Source organism: Lacibacter luteus, assembly GCF_004118265.1.
Classification (GTDB): Bacteria; Bacteroidota; Bacteroidia; order Chitinophagales; family Chitinophagaceae; genus Lacibacter; species Lacibacter luteus.
Genome location: NZ_SDHW01000005.1, coordinates 1 through 16,712, shown reverse-complemented (window position 1 = coordinate 16,712; position 16,712 = coordinate 1). Strand labels below are relative to the sequence as shown.

General features: G+C 38.8%; 10 protein-coding genes and 1 rRNA gene. 4 read left to right on the top strand and 7 right to left on the bottom strand.

Translation table 11 applies throughout. The features are described from left to right. Positions 1-15: 15 nt before the first annotated feature. Genes ESA94_RS15110 through ESA94_RS15100 form a run of 3 tightly spaced genes read right to left on the bottom strand, consistent with a single transcriptional unit; the run spans position 16 to position 7,107 of the window. Positions 16-3,237, bottom strand: coding sequence for an HYR domain-containing protein (locus ESA94_RS15110; RefSeq protein WP_129131774.1), 3,222 nt, complete (start codon positions 3,235-3,237; stop codon positions 16-18). Positions 3,238-3,274: 37 nt separating this feature from the next. After that, the gene (locus tag ESA94_RS15105; RefSeq protein ID WP_164972756.1) at positions 3,275-6,628 is read right to left on the bottom strand and encodes a T9SS type A sorting domain-containing protein; all 3,354 of its coding nucleotides are present in this window, start codon (positions 6,626-6,628) and stop codon (positions 3,275-3,277) included. Positions 6,629-6,657: 29 nt separating this feature from the next. Then, positions 6,658-7,107, bottom strand: coding sequence for a Tim44 domain-containing protein (locus ESA94_RS15100; protein ID WP_129131772.1), 450 nt, complete (start codon positions 7,105-7,107; stop codon positions 6,658-6,660). A gap of 229 nt (positions 7,108-7,336) precedes the next feature. Here ESA94_RS15100 and ESA94_RS15095 point away from each other — a divergent pair, with 229 nt between their 5' ends. Then, entirely contained in the window at positions 7,337-10,441 is a 3,105-nt protein-coding gene (locus ESA94_RS15095; protein ID WP_129131771.1) for a sensor histidine kinase, read from the top strand. Further along, positions 10,432-11,196, top strand: coding sequence for a LytR/AlgR family response regulator transcription factor (locus ESA94_RS15090; RefSeq protein ID WP_129131770.1), 765 nt, complete (start codon positions 10,432-10,434; stop codon positions 11,194-11,196). The genes ESA94_RS15095 and ESA94_RS15090 overlap by 10 nt, the downstream gene beginning before the upstream one ends. Here the strand turns inward: ESA94_RS15090 and ESA94_RS15085 are convergent. From ESA94_RS15085 to ESA94_RS15075, 3 genes are all read right to left on the bottom strand, one after another. Next, complete coding sequence (locus ESA94_RS15085) at positions 11,193-11,993, bottom strand: PhzF family phenazine biosynthesis protein (protein WP_129131769.1); 801 nt, start codon at positions 11,991-11,993, stop codon at positions 11,193-11,195. The two genes, ESA94_RS15090 and ESA94_RS15085, sit on opposite strands and share 4 nt — an antisense overlap. An 84-nt stretch (positions 11,994-12,077) precedes the next feature. Further along, positions 12,078-12,680, bottom strand: coding sequence for a trimeric intracellular cation channel family protein (locus tag ESA94_RS15080; RefSeq protein WP_129131768.1), 603 nt, complete (start codon positions 12,678-12,680; stop codon positions 12,078-12,080). A gap of 106 nt (positions 12,681-12,786) precedes the next feature. Next, positions 12,787-15,168 (bottom strand): alpha-ketoacid dehydrogenase subunit alpha/beta, encoded by a 2,382-nt coding sequence (locus ESA94_RS15075; protein WP_129131767.1) that lies wholly within the window; start codon positions 15,166-15,168, stop codon positions 12,787-12,789. 190 nt (positions 15,169-15,358) lie between these two features. Here ESA94_RS15075 and ESA94_RS15070 point away from each other — a divergent pair, with 190 nt between their 5' ends. After that, a complete protein-coding gene (locus tag ESA94_RS15070) occupies positions 15,359-15,829 on the top strand; it encodes a DUF1573 domain-containing protein (RefSeq protein ID WP_129131766.1) in 471 nt (156 codons plus the stop codon). A gap of 19 nt (positions 15,830-15,848) precedes the next feature. Then, positions 15,849-16,229, top strand: coding sequence for a DUF1573 domain-containing protein (locus ESA94_RS15065; protein WP_129131765.1), 381 nt, complete (start codon positions 15,849-15,851; stop codon positions 16,227-16,229). A 394-nt stretch (positions 16,230-16,623) separates the two neighbouring features. On the opposite strand, the gene rrf is transcribed toward ESA94_RS15065, so the two are convergent. Beyond that, positions 16,624-16,712 (bottom strand): 5S ribosomal RNA (rrf, locus tag ESA94_RS15060); the annotation flags it as partial.

Below are 16,712 nucleotides of genomic sequence, written 5' to 3'. Positions count from 1 at the left end.
ACAAATCATATGCATTTAATTTATTCCAATGATCTTTCCTGTTTTAATTGCACCATTAATACTTACCTTATAAAAGACCGTACCATTGAATTTGAGACCGGTATTCGGAACAACAAATTGTTCATGAGCTTTTACCTGTTGCTCAATGATGTGAATTCTTGCACCAGTCATTGTAAAATATTCAATGGTCATTTTTCCAGCCGTTGGCGACTGAACACTTAAGCTGAACGTTCCATTATGAGGATTAGGGAACGCACCCACTTCAAGTTTGGTCGTTAATAGATTCGTTTCTAAGCTTACAACAGGCATCTCACTATTTGTGTAAGAAGATTGTTTAATTCCACCTCCAATTACAATTACACTGTTTGCGCCTACTGCTTGCGTTGGCAATGCTGCGTCACTTGCTCCTGGTTGATTATCGTAGTAAACAGCACCATTGTTTTTGTTATAGATCTTCATTCTAATTTTATCTACACCTGTTCCGTCTAGTTGTCCGTCAACAATGGTCATTGTAAATGCAACGCCACTTTGTCCACCGGTTATTTTACCAGTGCCTTTGAATTGCGCCGTTGAATTATTGATAGCGAGGTATTCAAAATTCAGCGCATTGAATTCAAATGAACCTACTTTGAACTCAAACTGCGTTTCACCTTTTGGATACGTTGAGTTTTTGAAATAGTTCATTGCAAAACCATAGCTGGCTTTACCAATTGCGGTTGGATTTGATTGCAATGCACCTGCAGGTGAATTAAAATAACCGCCACCATAAGTATAACCACCATTCGGATCATAGATCACAACAATGGCTTCAAGGTCGCCGGCAGTTGTTGCATAATGTGTAACCCCGTTTTGATCCGTTACTTCCATCCTCAATTTATACACACCCGGTGTCGTGAATTTATAACTGCCCGTAACGGTTCCATTTTTATTTCCTGCCGGTTCAGTTACTGTAGCCTTTGCCACTGTAGATTCATCAATGATCCATTTGGCCGTATGCCTGTTACCTGGTTTATCCCAGAATTCACCAAGGAAGCTAACTGTTGAACCTACTTTAAATGCCTGTCCGCTGTGTGGTTTTTTAATATCATGTGCAACATGTATTTCAATTGTTTCAATATCGGTATTACCTGAAGGATCGGTCGCTGTTATTGTAACCGTATAAACTCTTCCGGAGCCAGCCGCTGATCTTTCTGCTCTTAATTGCAACTGAGAAACATACTGGCCTCCTGAACCCGCAACATTATTCAATACAATATAATCCGGATCTGTATCGCCATCACCTACTCCATTCACCGGTTCATTACTTCCTACAGTTACGGTAGTTGTAATTGCACAATTATCAGTTGCAGTATAGTTGATCGTCACATCACGCATGCTATGATTGGGTGGCGATAACACATAAGTGCTGGATGTTTTACTTGAGATAACAGGAGGTTGATTATCTACCACTGTTATTGTTTGAGAGCATGTAACAAAGTTGCCAGCCGGATCAGTTGCTTTCCAGGTAATGGTTGTATTACCTGCAGGATAATTATCAGTTAACAGTTTGCCATCACTCCGTGTGCCTTCTACAGTTGCGCTGCAATTATCAGTTGCTGTTGCAGTTCCTGCATTTACAGCATCGGAAGTTGCATAACATACTCCTGCACTCATATCCACTGATTTGGATGGAGGGCAATAATTAATAACAGGGTTTTGATTATCTACCACTGTTATATCAAACGTACAAGTTGCCCCGGTTTCTGTTGATGTAACTGTTACTGTTGTTGTACCAACAGGGAATGTTGAACCTGGTGCATGACTATATGTAATTGTACTACCGCAATCACCTGATGTTGTAGCTGCCGGGTATGTTACCACTGCCCCACATGTGCCTGTAGCAGCATTAACAGTAATATTTGATGGACATTGAATTTCGCATTGAGAATAACGAATTGTATAATAATCATCACTCGCTAAACTTCTGTCGATAGATGAATAAACATTATTATCCCCATCTAACCCAATGCGATCAACTCCGTTTGGTAAAATGGTATAGGTTTTTTCCCATGCAAGTGTCCCGCCGCTATTAATCCTCATCGTTGTAAGACCGTAACGATCAAAGCAAAGATCTTGTCTGCCGCATCTGCTTACACCATATATATTGTTAGAAGCATCAACAGCTAAATCGCCAAAATCCTCAGGATGGGTCCATAACAAGCTACCTGAAGCGTTAAACTTTTTGGTATATCCATTAATACACACTATAATATTGTTTCCATTATCAGTTATGACCGGTCCCGGTGAGAAAAAATTTATTACTTCCTCAATAACCCATAATTGGAATCCGGAGAAAGTATATTTAATTAAAAGGCCTTTCCCTTCACCACCCGATCCTTGCACATCACCACCCTCCTTACTGCTTCCAATTACAATAACATTTCCTGCAGGATCTAATTTCACGCCTCCGATAACAGCAAAATCATTTTTATATGCAGGATTCGGATTACTGTAACGTTGCACCCATATTTCATTACCTGCAGGATCATACTTTACTGTAGCTATATCCATATAGCCATTTAACTGGCTCGTACCAGTTACATAAACATATCCAAAAGCATCAATGACCATTGCTTTTGCTTCATCAAAGCCACTACCTGGTGTGGATCCATTGTAACGTTTTAACCAAAGACGATTACCGGTTGCGCCATCATACTTTATTGTAGCGTAATCATAAGTGGAAGAATCAACAGGATCAGTAAGGTAATAAAGAGTACCTGTAACATATGGATTTCCATTACCATCAACAACTATTGATCGTGGATATCCATGTTGAGGAACATCATTTTCACCATCTGAATATATATTGTTCCACTGTAGAACACCATTGGAATTCAGCTTAGCAACACAAAAACGTCTGTTTGATCCAAAAAAAGAGGGGTTTGAACCAGAAGTAGATGTTATACCAGCAATATAAACATTGCCGGAAGCATCCAAAGTCATTGCGGAAGCAACTTTAAGCGTTGGGTTAAAGAACCTCCACACCTCAGCACCATCTTTATTATGCTTTATTGTTAAAGTACCAAAAGCGTCAAAAGCCTGCGAATAGACACTGCTCACCAAGTAGGTATTTCCATTCGCATCTACTGCCTGGTCTCTTAATTCTCCAATATGGGAGAATACCCATGTTTCCTGCACCTGCGAATAAGAAAAAACAGAAATCAATACGATAGAAATTGACAATAGGATCTTTCTCATAATAACAGTTTATAGAATGAACAATGGCTTTGAATATTCAATTAAGTTTTACCAATTTTAATTCTTTATGCTGTTTGCCCTGTATCACTTTTACATAATACACCCCGGCTTTGTACAGATCACCCAAGCGAATGATCGATTCATTTGAAACATTATTCTTTACTTCCACCAACCGGCCATTCAGATCATATACCTGCAGTATAATTCGTTCATTGACATCATTACTATTTACAAGAACATTAAAATAACTGCTTGCAGGGTTGGGATAAACAGAAGCGGTTAACTCATCAACAAGTTTTATAGATAACCGCTCGTTTTCTAGTTCATCACTTCCTGATTTCGCTGTTATGATACTGCCATTAGAGCCGCTGATAACAACAATACTATTTGCACCAACAGGCTGTGTTGGAGATGCAGCATCACTTGCACCGGGTTGATTATCGTAATAAACCTGGCCCGTATTCCGGTTAAATACTTTCATTCTTATTTTGTCAACACCGGTCCCATCCAATGCACCATCTATCACTGTCATGATAAAACCTATTCCACTTTGTCCACCGATGATTTTACCGGTGCCCTTGAACTGTGCTTTGGCATTTGAAATAGCGAGGTAATCAAAGTTCAATGCGTTGAATTCAAAATCACCTACTTTAAAATCAAACTGTGTTTCACCTTTTGGCAATGCCCCATTTTTATAATTCACAGTAAAACCATAAGTAGCTTCGCCTGTTGCAGATGGCGTTTTTATTAAAGCTCCTTGTGGAGATGTAAACTTGCCTCCGCCATACGTATAACCACCGTTTGGATCATACACAACCAGGATGGCATCAAGATTTTCATTGGTGTTGCTGTAACCGGTTACTCCATATTGATCCGTTACATTCATGCGTAGTTTATAAACACCGGCAGCAGTGAATTTATAAGAACCAGCTACTGCTCCATTATTTATTCCGGATGGTTCTGTAACAATACCACCGATGGTTTTATCATCAATTAACCATTTAGCTGTATGTGTTTTACCGGGAACATCCCAGAACTCTCCTGTTAAACTCACTGTTGTACCAATTTTTACTGATGCACCACTTGCAGGTGTAATGATGTTGTGTGAAACAATAACATCAGTATTAGCAGAGCTTTCATTACCTGCAGCATCTGTACAGGTAACCGTGATGGTATAGATTCGTTTAACTCCACGCTTAGGAATTTCTGCACGGAGGTTCACTGTATTATTTCCTGTGATCTCCCAATCTGGACCAATATTGTCTCCTGCAAACTCACCTTGCTTAATAGCAACAGCAGTGATCTTGCATGTAGTACCCGGACAATTATCAGTTGAAGTGGTGCTTACAGTTACAGGTTTCATTTTACGGTCAGATGGCCAGATAGCTTGTGGTGTTGGCACAACAGCTGTAATAATTGGCGGCAGATTATCTACTACCAACACATTAGCATTGCAGGTAGAAACATTGTTATTATTATCCGTTACGGTAAGTGTAACCTGGTTATTGCCTTTGTTGCTGCAATCAAAAGATGTTTTACTCAACACAAGACTTTTAATTCCACATGCATCAGTAGAACCATCATCAACCTGCGCAGAAGTAATGCTCACATTTCCGGTTGCATCAAGATAAACAGTGATGTTCTTGCATTTTGCAACAGGTGGCACTTTATCTTCAACTGTAACAGTGGCTGTGCAGCTTGCAGTATTGCCATGAATATCCGTTACAGTTAATGTTACAGTATTGATTGCCGGATCACTGCAACTGAAACTTGTTTTACTTAACACTCTTGATTGAATACCGCACCCATCTGTAGAACCGTTATCAACCTGGGCTGCTGTAAGTGTACCGTTTCCTGACGCATCCAATTGCACGGTAACATTTTTACATCTTGCTACTGGCGGATCCTTATCTTCAACTGTGATGTTGAAAGAACAGGTTTGTGTAGTGATGTCTGTATAGGTATAAGTAACTTTTGTTGTTCCCTTTTGAAATTGTTTTCCTGCTACACCGCCCTCACCTTCTACTACTGAACCATTATATTCTAATTTGTGCTGAACATTTGCATATAACGTACTTGTAGACATGATGGCGTTGATACCATTTACTGTTGCGTAACATTTTCCTGCATCAACATTGTAAGGATTTTGAGGCGATGGGCATGTCATACGCACATCGCTGCCATCATAAGCTGCAATTGTTCCATAACCAAATCCGTTAATCACATATCCTGATAAATATATTCGTCTGTTACGATAGATAGCATCAACAGCAAGTGCAGTAAGGTTCAAATCTGTAGTTACATAGCCATTAGTACCAAATGATGGATCCGGAGTTCCATTTGTTCCAAAGCGGGCCAATTGAAACACTGAGTTACCGCCAATAGCAATAATTTTATTGTCGGGCTGTATAACTAATTTCCTTGCTGACATTTCTGGTGAAAAGTCTAAATCTAAGCTGCCATCTGTATTGAGACGTTTGATAACACTATTATTTAAATAGATGATCTCAGAATTTCCATCAGTAAGCAATGACCGTACAACAGCATTCGTTTTTACATAAGGAAAACTTGTTTCCCTTGATCCGTTTTCTTTGAACTTGGAAATGTAAGAGCCTTCTGCTTCAATAGTAGACCCATCTTGCTGTACATATGCATAATACCCATCTTCCCATAAAATAATGTTGTTATTAGCATCAGTTACAACCTTTCTTCCTTCATAATTATAACTTGAATTTTCAACCAATATTCTAAATCCTCCATTGAAAAAGGTTTCATCAAAGCTTCCATCACTATTCAGCCTGGCGATGTATGTTCGGTTTTTATCTGTAGACATTGTTCCTCTTACATAGCCTGTAACAACAACTCGATTGTTTTTATCAACAGTTATATCATTCAGTCTAACGGCGAAATATCCTAAGACAGACAGCTCTGCAAGGATACCGGCTGTTGCACCATCTGCACTAATTATCCAAATCCTGTTTAAAGAAACAGGATTACCACCAAGAACCTGTGCGCTTTCGGTAGCAACAATTCGTCCATCACTTAATACTGCAAAAGATGTAAACCACTGATGGTATTCATCACTTGTAAAAAACCTTCTTGCCCCGTTGTACCCATATGTAAGGTCAGCCGTGCCATCTGCATTATATCTTCTGAAAATGCTGTACGTGTAAGACTCTGTAGCCCCGTTTGGATAAGTACGCACTGCCAACTCACCTTCTGTAACAAGAAACTTCCCCCCTGACAATGGAAAGATGCGTTCAAAAATTGATCGTTCTGTAGAAACACTAATACCAAAACTCCCAAATGCTTTATCTAAGGCACCGGGTTGTGCGTTTATTGTTAAGCAAAAAAAAGTAAGTACTGCAACGAGTAAATATCTCAGTTTCATAATGTAGGTTTTGTTATATAAAAAATTCGTCATCGTTTTATTTCGTCCAGCATCCACCAATCGCCTTGCCTGATAAAACACCATTTTGCAATGAACTCCTTACTCCTATCAATTGTGTCAATTCCATTCATCGTTTCCTTTATATGATACCTGATCAATGACCAGAACATATCGGGTTTATTATTCTTACCGGGCTGCACATCTATTATGGCGAGTTCTCTTATGATAGGGGTTATAATTGTTGACTTGCCTGATTCTCCCATTGCTATCTCTGCCTCTATTTTTTTAAAACAAGAAAAAGAACATTGTTTTTGTAATGATTCCATATTTCCACCTGCTTTTGCCTTATGCACCAGGTGAAAAATGATGCGTGCCTGCTCTGCCATACTTCCATGATCCCATATCCTATCTTTTTGCACCAGATGGCTCAACCTTGCACCTGCAATTGATATTTTTAAACTTGTCCAGGATATTTTCATTATCCGCTCAAATTAGAAATCATAAAAGGCGAAATGAGCAGCAGCTCATGTTCGGCAGGATTGTTTTCATTATCGGAAACCCTGCTTTAGAAAGATTTCAGTGCTTTTAAACCGTGAATGGGGGTGAAGTGGCTTTGAACGGCTGATCCTGCATTATAAAAGGCGGCCAATTTCAAAAAGGGTAAATGGCAGTATAAAATTCTTAAAACAACGAATTAACTTTAAGGACATGATGCAAAGGCTGATCATTTCATTTCTTTCTGTCATTGCTGTACTCAACAGTTTTTGTCAACCTTATGAGGAAAAAGATTTTACCCGTTATACAAAACTTGATGGGTTATCTCATAATAGTGTGACAGGCATTGTGCAGGATTCATCAGGCTATATCTGGATAAGTACAAAAAAAGGACTTAACCGTTTCGACGGAAGGTCATTCAGTAATTTTTTTAAAAGCTCGGAGAATTTTCGATTACCGGAAAACGATATTCTAAACCTGGCAAGACAAAACTATGAAATACTCGGCTCTACAGCAGTAGGTGCTTTTTCATACAATACACTTACAAGAAAACTAAGTTCATTTACTGTACCGGCCGATTCCAATATCTTTTTCTGGTCGAACCAGGTATGGCAAACAGTAAGAGATCGTAACGGCAATTACGTTCTATCAACAAAAACAGGTTTGTACATTTTTAATGACCAAGGTAAACTCATTTCGAAGTACGATCATTTTTCTCCGCAGGATGCTGGTACCAAAGAATTATGGTTTGGTAATTGGCTGGCGCAGTTGAGTGATGGAAGGATATTCCAGGAAAACAATTTAGCCGGCTCGTTCTATAATTACAAGACAAAAAAAATTGAAGCTCATTCGTTCAGGAATCAACCTGATCTTAAGCGGTTGGTGAATTTTAAAATTGACGAGGAACGAATTTCTTTTTATGGTGGAAACGATCAGTTGATTACTCCGGCTTCAACAAAAGATGCGCTTGAAATATATAATCTTATATCAGGGCATTATGCATCATACCCAATACCAAAGCATATAATTCCTGATCTTGATTGGTACAGCAAACTCATTTTTATTAATGACAGTATTGCCGCTCTTACAAGTAAAGTTGGTGGATTCTACCTGCTTCATTCTTCAGTAAAGAATAAAAACTGGAATTGCGATGGGCTTAAATATTTTGCAAGTAAGTATTGCACCTCGGTTTTCGCTGATAAAGACGGCCGTTTATGGATCGGTACAAATGACGGGCTTTACAAGCAAAATATCAGGAACACATTTTTTGATGATGAGGATCTTTCTCAACAACTTCCAACTATTGTAAACACCGGCATTCAAAGTGTTTTTATTTCGCAGGATAAAATATTCGCAGGTTTAAGAAACGAAGGTGGACTAGTGGTATTAAATGGTGAAAACAAAAAAATAGAACGCATTGTTGATCTCTCAAGTCATGGAAGCGGAAGTAATAGCCTGAACTTTATTTTCCAATTCAATAAAGACACGCTATGGTTGGGAACTGCAAAAGGTATTCTTTGGTTCAACAAAAATAATTATACACATGGCCTATTAAAAATACCCGGTCAACCTGAATGGTTTTACAACACCAAAACAAGAAGCTTTTTAAAAGATTCCGAAGGTGATCTGTGGTTATCGTTCGGCAAGCTGAATAGTCTTCTATTATACAAACATTCGGAGAACAGATTTTACGATTACTCAAACAGTGCATTACTGAAGATTACTTTTTGTTTTAGCATGGAGGAAGATAAAAGCAGGAATGTATGGATTGCAGGCGACGGTCTTTGCCGCTGGAACCGGAAAAAAAATATCATTGATACACTGATACCTTATCCCACAGTTATTAAAACAGTCACCAATTACATGCGGTTGCTCGATTGTGATGATGATAATAATTTATGGCTAGCTTCTTATGACAATGAAATTATTCAATACAACTGTAACGAAAACAAAATGTATTTGCGGGTTGCAGAGAACAGTATGATCGATGGGCATTCTGTTACCAGTTCAGATATTATTAACGATCACATCTGGCTGGGTATGGCAAATGGCATTTCTGCTTTTAATATAAAAGATCATTCCATTAAGCAATTCAATTATTCCGACGGGTTGCCTTCTGCAGTTGTTACTTCGCCAAGAAATGGAAGCTTTTATGATGCACAGCGAAATCGTTTTTATTTTGGTGCAGGTAAATACCTGATCTCGTTTGTGCCTGATGCAAGGTTTTCAGAAAAAGTAATTCCCAATTTTTCAGTGGAAGTAATGGGAAACGATCAATCACAAAACAACAAGATCATACTTCCCTATTCAAAGAATAATGTGGAGCTTACTTTAAATGCCATCAATTTCACCGACCCAGAAGAAAACCGTTTTGCTTATCGATTACTGGGTGAAAAAAATGAGACCTGGTATGAGTTAAATACAAAAAACGTTGTTGTATTAAGCAAATTACCTCCGGGAACTCATCGCATAGAAATGAAAATGTATTCTGTCAACAATCGCTGGCCTGCACAAACTCAAACCATTCAGCTGCAGATCAAACCTCCATTCTGGAGATCACTCTATTTTTTACTTCCAGCTTTCGCTGCTGTCATTTTATTGATTGTGATGATGTATCGTAGAAGAGTAAATCAAATAAACAGGCAGGCAAATATCGATAAGCAACTTACGCAAACTGAAATGAAGGCATTGCATGCACAAATGAATCCGCACTTCATTTTTAATTGCCTCAACAGTATCCGTGAAATGATTTTAAATAATGAAAACGAACAAGCCTCTCTCTATTTAAGCAAGTTTGCAAGGCTTATCCGCATCACTTTAAATCATTCATCGAAACAATTTGTGAGTTTAGCTGATACTGTAGATTATTTAGAAAGGTATATTGAAATGGAGAGCATCAGAAACAATCAATTTACTTATAAGATAGATGTAGCAAAAGACCTGAATACAAACGACATCATGGTTCCTCCAATGCTTATACAGCCGTTTATTGAAAATGCGATCTGGCATGGCTCTGCACAAAAAGGGGACATGAACATCCACATAAGCTTTAAACAGGAGGGGAACCAATTGATCTGTATTGTTGAAGATGATGGAATTGGAATTGAAGAATCATTGAAAAGGAAAAAAGACATTGCACATGAACCGTCTGTAGGAATTGATAATATTAAACAACGCATTGCATTACTAAATGAAAAATACAATCTGCACAGTGCTATTCAAATACAGGACAAATTAACTTTATCACAGGCAAACGAAACAGGAACAATTGTAACGCTTCGTTTACCTATAAAAACAAATGAACACCTATGGACCTGAAAGCAGTTTTAATTGACGATGAGCCACGTGGCTTAAGCTCAATGCAAAAATTATTGCAGATCAATTGCCCCGACGTTATTGTCAGTGGAAGTTTCACCGATGCCAACGAGGCCATTGAACACATAAGAGCTTTGAACCCAGATCTTATTTTCCTTGATATTGCAATGCCTGTTAAAAGTGGCTTTGAATTACTCAACGAATTAAAGGGCGAAAATTTTGAAGTGATCTTTGTTACAGCACATAACCAGTATATGGTGGAGGCATTCCATTTCAGCGCCATTGATTATTTATTAAAACCGGTAGAAGATAATTTACTGATCGATGCGGTTGAAAGAGCTAAACGAAGAATTGAAAAGAACTCCGGCAACAAAAACATTGAAACGTTTCTTCATAATCTTACCCAAAAACAATCGCCACAAAAGATGAGGCTTTGCATACCCTCGCTGAAAGGTTTCCAGGTAATTGAACTTGATGAAATTTTGTATGCTGAATCGTCGGGCAATTATACCAACCTGTATTTTTCAAACAGCAAAATGGTGTGCACATCAAAACCAATGCATGAATATGAAAAATTATTAGAGGACGCAGGTTTTGTACGTATTCATAAATCAGTTCTTGTGAACCTGAAACATGTAAAAGAATATTTTCGTGGTGAAGGAGGATCAGTTATTCTATCCAATGGACACGAGTTGGAAGTGTCCAGGAGAAAAAAAGATCTGTTGATCGAAAAAATGAAAGAGTATTATAAATTCTAATTGTCTATGTCAAATTCACCTTTCATATAAAATACACATTCACCGCCCATCATTACACGTTCGGCGCTTTTCTGTTCGCAAATAAGATCACCGCCACGCCTGCTTAATTGTTTTGCATTCATTTTCTTTTTATCCAGTTTTTCACTCCAGAAAGGAATCAGTTGTGAATGAGCCGAACCTGTTACCGGATCTTCATCAATACCTGCAGATGGTGCAAAAAAACGGGAGACAAAATCAACTGTATCTCCTTTTGCAGTAAGGATCACCATCTCCCCTGTTTTCTTCAAGGCAGTAAAATCAGGTTTTGCATTTACCAGTTCTTCTTCTGTTGCTACTTCAATTAATAAGTCACGGTATCTGTAGGCGCCAAGTATTTCCTTTACACCCAGTATTTCTGCCATGCCATCGGGATAATCACTGATGCGTTCAGGTTTCCACGAAGGAAAATCCATTTCATAGTTTGATCCGTTCTTTTCTACTTTCAACAGCCCACTCTTTGAACTAAAAGTGATCGACGGTTTTGAATAATTTAACTGAGTATATAAAACAAATGCACTTGCCAATGTAGCATGACCGCATAAATTGATCTCAATCTCCGGCGTAAACCAACGGATATCATAATCGGTTCCTTCTTTTTGCGAAGGCACAAAGAATACTGTTTCAGCAAGATTATTTTCCATGGCAAGTTTCTGCATCAATTCATCATCGATCCATTTTTCCAATGGAACAACTGCGGCAGGGTTACCTTTAAACAATGTTGATGTAAATGCATCCACCTGGTATAAACTCAGTTTCATCTTTTCGAATTTTGAATGAAGTTAAGAAAGGAATGTAAACGATCTGCTTACACAAACATGTGATTCTATATTTCTTGCAAATGCTTAATAAAATTTTGGTAAGGCCAGCTTATAGCGAACAACAACAATACGAAACGCCACAATAAATAAAATAGAAATGATGGTGGCAAGATGCGAGAGCATATCTACACGCAACAATAACAAATATAATAATCCGCCGAGAATAGAAACAGATGCATAGATCTCTTTACGGAAAACCAACGGTACATTGTTAAGTAATACATCTCTGGTTACTCCGCCAAACGATCCGGTAATGGTACCCAACGCCACACATATACCCGGACTAAACTGCAGTTGCAATCCTTTCTCTACACCAATAAGTGTAAACAACCCAAGACCAAATGCATCAAAAAGAAATAACGTAATGGAAAACCTTTTCAGAAATTTATCAAACAACATGGTAACAATGGCCGCTGCAATAATAACCAGAGTTGTAGTACCATTGCGCAACCAAGCCACTGGTGTGTCACCAATCAACACATCACGCAATGTACCACCGCCAATGGCTGTTACAAACGATAAAATGATGACACCAAAGGGATCGAGTTTTTTCTCCATTGCAGAGAACGCTCCGGATACGGCGAAGGCAAAAGTTCCGAGTATGTCAATGATAGAGAGGAAAGACATTGTAGTGAATAGTCAATAGTGAATGGTGAAAACTAAAATACTTAAAGAGTTTAATGAAGTGAAACAATTTAATAACAACGGATCCAAATTCACCATTCACCTTTCCTTATTCCGCCATCATTTCCTGCAACACAGTCATGATCTCTTCAACGTTAGGTTTGCTGAAGTAATCACCATCGCTGCCGTAAGAAGGTCGATGTGCTTTTCCTGTAATGGTACGTGGCGCAACATCGAGATAACGATAACCGCCTTGTTCCTCCATTACTTTATTGAACATATAACCCGCAGCCCCGCCGGGTACATCTTCATCAATAAAAACAATGCGGTTTGTTTTCTTAAGCGATTCAAGAATTACATGATTCACATCAAAAGGCAACAACGTTTGCACATCAATAATTTCACAACTGATGTTCATTGCTTCCAGCGTTTGTGCTGCTTCTGCAATAATGCGCAACGTAGAACCATATGAAACAATGGTAATGTCTGTACCTTCTCTGATTACTTCAGGCACTCCCATAGGAACGGTAAAATCTAAAAGATTGACAGGTAATTTTTCTTTTAAACGGTAACCATTCAAACATTCAATAACCAACCCCGGTTCATTACTTGCAAGTAAAGTATTGTACATGCCTGCAGCCTGCACCATGTTTCGTGGCACACAAACATACATACCCCGCAAGCTGTTTACGATCATTCCCATTGGAGAACCGCTATGCCAGATACCTTCTAAACGATGGCCTCTCGAACGAATAATAAGTGGGGCACTTTGTCGGCCTGCAGTACGGAACTGCAGCGTAGCCACATCGTCTGTTAATGGTTGCAGGCCGTAAACAAGATAATCGAGGTATTGAATTTCAGCAATTGGCTTTAATCCACGCATTGCCAAACCGATACCTTGTCCCATGATGGTTAACTCACGAATACCCGTATCAAAAATTCTGTTTTCACCGTATTTCAATTGCAGCCCAGCAAAGCCTTGGTTCACATCTCCGATAAAACCTAAGTCTTCCCCAAATGCAACTACTTTCGGATTCTGTTCAAACAAATAATCGAAGTAACGATTAAGCACCTCGTAACCATTTAAAACTACAGGCTCTTCACTGTACTCAGCTTTTACTTCTGTAACAAGCATTGCACTCCCGGCGCCTTCGTTGTAAAGATGTGAATTATAAAGTGCCTTGTTCACGCTTTGCAAACGGGTGTACAATGTATTTGCGGCAGATTGTTTCAGACCGCTCATTGTTATTCCTTTAAACAAAGTGCTCATAATATCTCTGCGGCTGGGCTCTCTGTTGGTTGCAAGCACCTGTACCACTTCTTCCATTTCATCAGCCTTATTCACTATTGTTGCAACATCACGCAAAGCAGCAATTACTTCCTGCACCTGAACTTTAATCGGCTGCTCATATTCGGCCCATGCTGCATTCTTTTCACTACGAACAAAATTCTTCACTTCCCGTTCAACTTCATTCAGATCATTTTCATCCCATAGATTGTTTTCAATGATCCATTCTTTCATTTTCTTGTTGCAATCCCACTCACGTTCCCACTGTAAACGTTCAGTTGTTTTATAACGCTCATGGCTACCCGAAGTTGAGTGCCCTTGCGGCTGGGTAACCTCTTCTACATGAAACAAAGCCGGAGTATGTGTTTGACGGATCTTTTCAATACCTGCTTCAAACACTTCACACATGCCGGCATAATCCCAGGCCTTTACTTTATAAATTTCAATCCCGTTTGTTCCTTCTTTTTTCTGAAACCCTTTCAACGCTTCTGAAACAGAACCTTTTGTTGTTTGATATTTTTTAGGAACAGAAATTCCATAACCATCATCCCAAACAAAAACAGCTAATGGAATTTGCTGCACAGCTGCAGCATTGATAGTTTCCCAGAAATGACCTTCACTTGTTGATGCATCACCAATTGTAGCAAAACAAACTTCACTACCGTTTTGCGATAAGTCTGTATATTCTTGCAGTACTTCCGATTGCCGAAATAATTTTGAAGCTAAGGCCAACCCTACAGAACGTGGCATTTGCGCTGCAGTTGGTGCCATACCCGATGTAAGGTTTTTTCTATTTACCAGATCGAGCACATTGCCATCTTTATCTACAAATTCTGAAGCAAAATGCGAATTCATTTGCCTGCCTGCACTATGTGGATCATTTGCTATATCCGGATCAGCGTACAATTGAGCAAAGAACTCTTTTATTGTTGCAACACCTGTAGCAAATGCAAAAGTTTGATCACGATAGTAACCACTATAAAAATCACCCTTTCGAAAGAATTTAGCCATCGCTATCTGTGGTATTTCCTTACCATCGCCAAAAATGCCAAACTTGGCTTTTCCCGTAAGTACTTCTTTACGCCCAAGCAAACTGGCTTCACGGCTTATACAAGCCATGCGGTAATCTTGCAATACTTCTTGTTTAAAATTCTCAAAAGAGAGTTCCTGAAGTTGAATGCTATCGTTAGTGGTAGATTCCATTCGGCAAAAATAACAGTTTTGTCCCCACATTAACACTCGTAAGCCCCAATAGGTGAATAAGAATCAGACATCTGTGAAAAACCACCCCATCAGCCTTATTTCCAACCATTAATAAAATTTTAAGAAAGGCAACCCTTAAAGACTATTAACTGTCTCTACTAATACTTACTTTTACGTAAGATAATTTTTTATGAAAAAACATATAGCCATCTTTTGTGCAGCGGCCTTGTTTGCAGTTGCAGGTTTTTCTCAAAACCACGATAACCATAACCATGCTACGGGTACTACAACACCTGCCCCTGCAACAGAAGCAATTAAGTTTCCCGAAACAACACACGACTTTGGGAAAATACCACAAGGCAAACCGGTTACCTACGTTTTTACTTTTGAAAACATTGGTAAGGATTCATTAAAACTCGATAACGTGCAGGCTTCCTGCGGTTGTACTACTCCCGAATGGAATAAAACTGCAGTTGCTCCCGGTACTAAATCAACGATCAAAGTTGGTTACAACGCTGCAGCAGAAGGACAGTTTGAAAAAACAATAACTGTTTACTACAATGGTGGTCAAACTAAAGTTTTGGTGATAAAAGGTATAGTTTGGAAAACTCCCGATCAATCGGCCCCAACAAACCAAGCTTTAAACGTATTTAAACAATAACTCCATAAAGAAACAATACATGAAACATTTAATTATTGCTTTCGTGGCAATCTTCGCTTTTACGGCTGTAAAATCTCAAGCTAAAAAGCCAACCGACATTTTGAAATTTTCAAGCGAAACAGTTGATTTAGGCAAGCCAAAAGTTGGCAATCCCGTTACAGCAACATTTACATTTACAAATACAAGTAAAGAAGATATCGTTATTGAAACAGTAACTCCTGGTTGTGGTTGTACAAAATCTGATTATACTAAAGAACCGATCAAACCTGGAAAAACAGGAACAATTACAGCTACCTACAATGCTGCTACTGTTGGTAACTTTACAAAGCAGGTAAGAGTTAAGTTTTTAGGTATAGATCAGGAGCAGGTTTTAACCATTACAGGTCAGGTACAACAGTAATGACTATTCTTTTTTAGCCTTTGCGATCTATGTTCAGGCTTTATAATTTTTTTCCCGGTAGACGTTTTTCGTTGCCGGGATTTTTTATAGGCTTCATTAGCTAGCGTCGTTATTTCATCCGCTATAACAATACCCTTTTTATTCCTGGCATAACTTGAAAGTCTTTAACAGCTATTCGCAGCGTTCTCACCTCAATAAAGTACAGCACAAAATTTCAAATTAAATACAAAGAGGAAGGTTGATTAATTGAAGTATATGGCACTTAAGGAGATTCTTTAGTTAACCCTACAGCACAATCGTTTCAAGTGCAAGTAATCTGTTGGCAACGTGCTTGTCAGTTGTCGATTAGGTGCATAAAAAAACCCCTTCAGTAAACTGAAGGGGTTTGTAATAAATATGGCAGCTACCTACTCTCCCGCATTGTAGTGCAGTACCATCGGCCATAAGGGGCTTAACTTCTCTGTTCGGTATGGGAAGAGGTGA

Bases quoted from the DNA above. Each gene is read 5' to 3' on its own strand.
- ESA94_RS15110 (WP_129131774.1), bottom strand. From the start codon at position 3,237: ATGAGAAAGATCCTATTGTCAATTTCTATCGTATTGATTTCTGTTTTT.
- ESA94_RS15105 (WP_164972756.1), bottom strand. From the start codon at position 6,628: ATGAAACTGAGATATTTACTCGTTGCAGTACTTACTTTTTTTTGCTTA.
- ESA94_RS15100 (WP_129131772.1), bottom strand. From the start codon at position 7,107: ATGAAAATATCCTGGACAAGTTTAAAAATATCAATTGCAGGTGCAAGG.
- ESA94_RS15095 (WP_129131771.1), top strand. From the start codon at position 7,337: ATGATGCAAAGGCTGATCATTTCATTTCTTTCTGTCATTGCTGTACTC.
- ESA94_RS15090 (WP_129131770.1), top strand. From the start codon at position 10,432: ATGGACCTGAAAGCAGTTTTAATTGACGATGAGCCACGTGGCTTAAGC.
- ESA94_RS15085 (WP_129131769.1), bottom strand. From the start codon at position 11,993: ATGAAACTGAGTTTATACCAGGTGGATGCATTTACATCAACATTGTTT.
- ESA94_RS15080 (WP_129131768.1), bottom strand. From the start codon at position 12,680: ATGTCTTTCCTCTCTATCATTGACATACTCGGAACTTTTGCCTTCGCC.
- ESA94_RS15075 (WP_129131767.1), bottom strand. From the start codon at position 15,168: ATGGAATCTACCACTAACGATAGCATTCAACTTCAGGAACTCTCTTTT.
- ESA94_RS15070 (WP_129131766.1), top strand. From the start codon at position 15,359: ATGAAAAAACATATAGCCATCTTTTGTGCAGCGGCCTTGTTTGCAGTT.
- ESA94_RS15065 (WP_129131765.1), top strand. From the start codon at position 15,849: ATGAAACATTTAATTATTGCTTTCGTGGCAATCTTCGCTTTTACGGCT.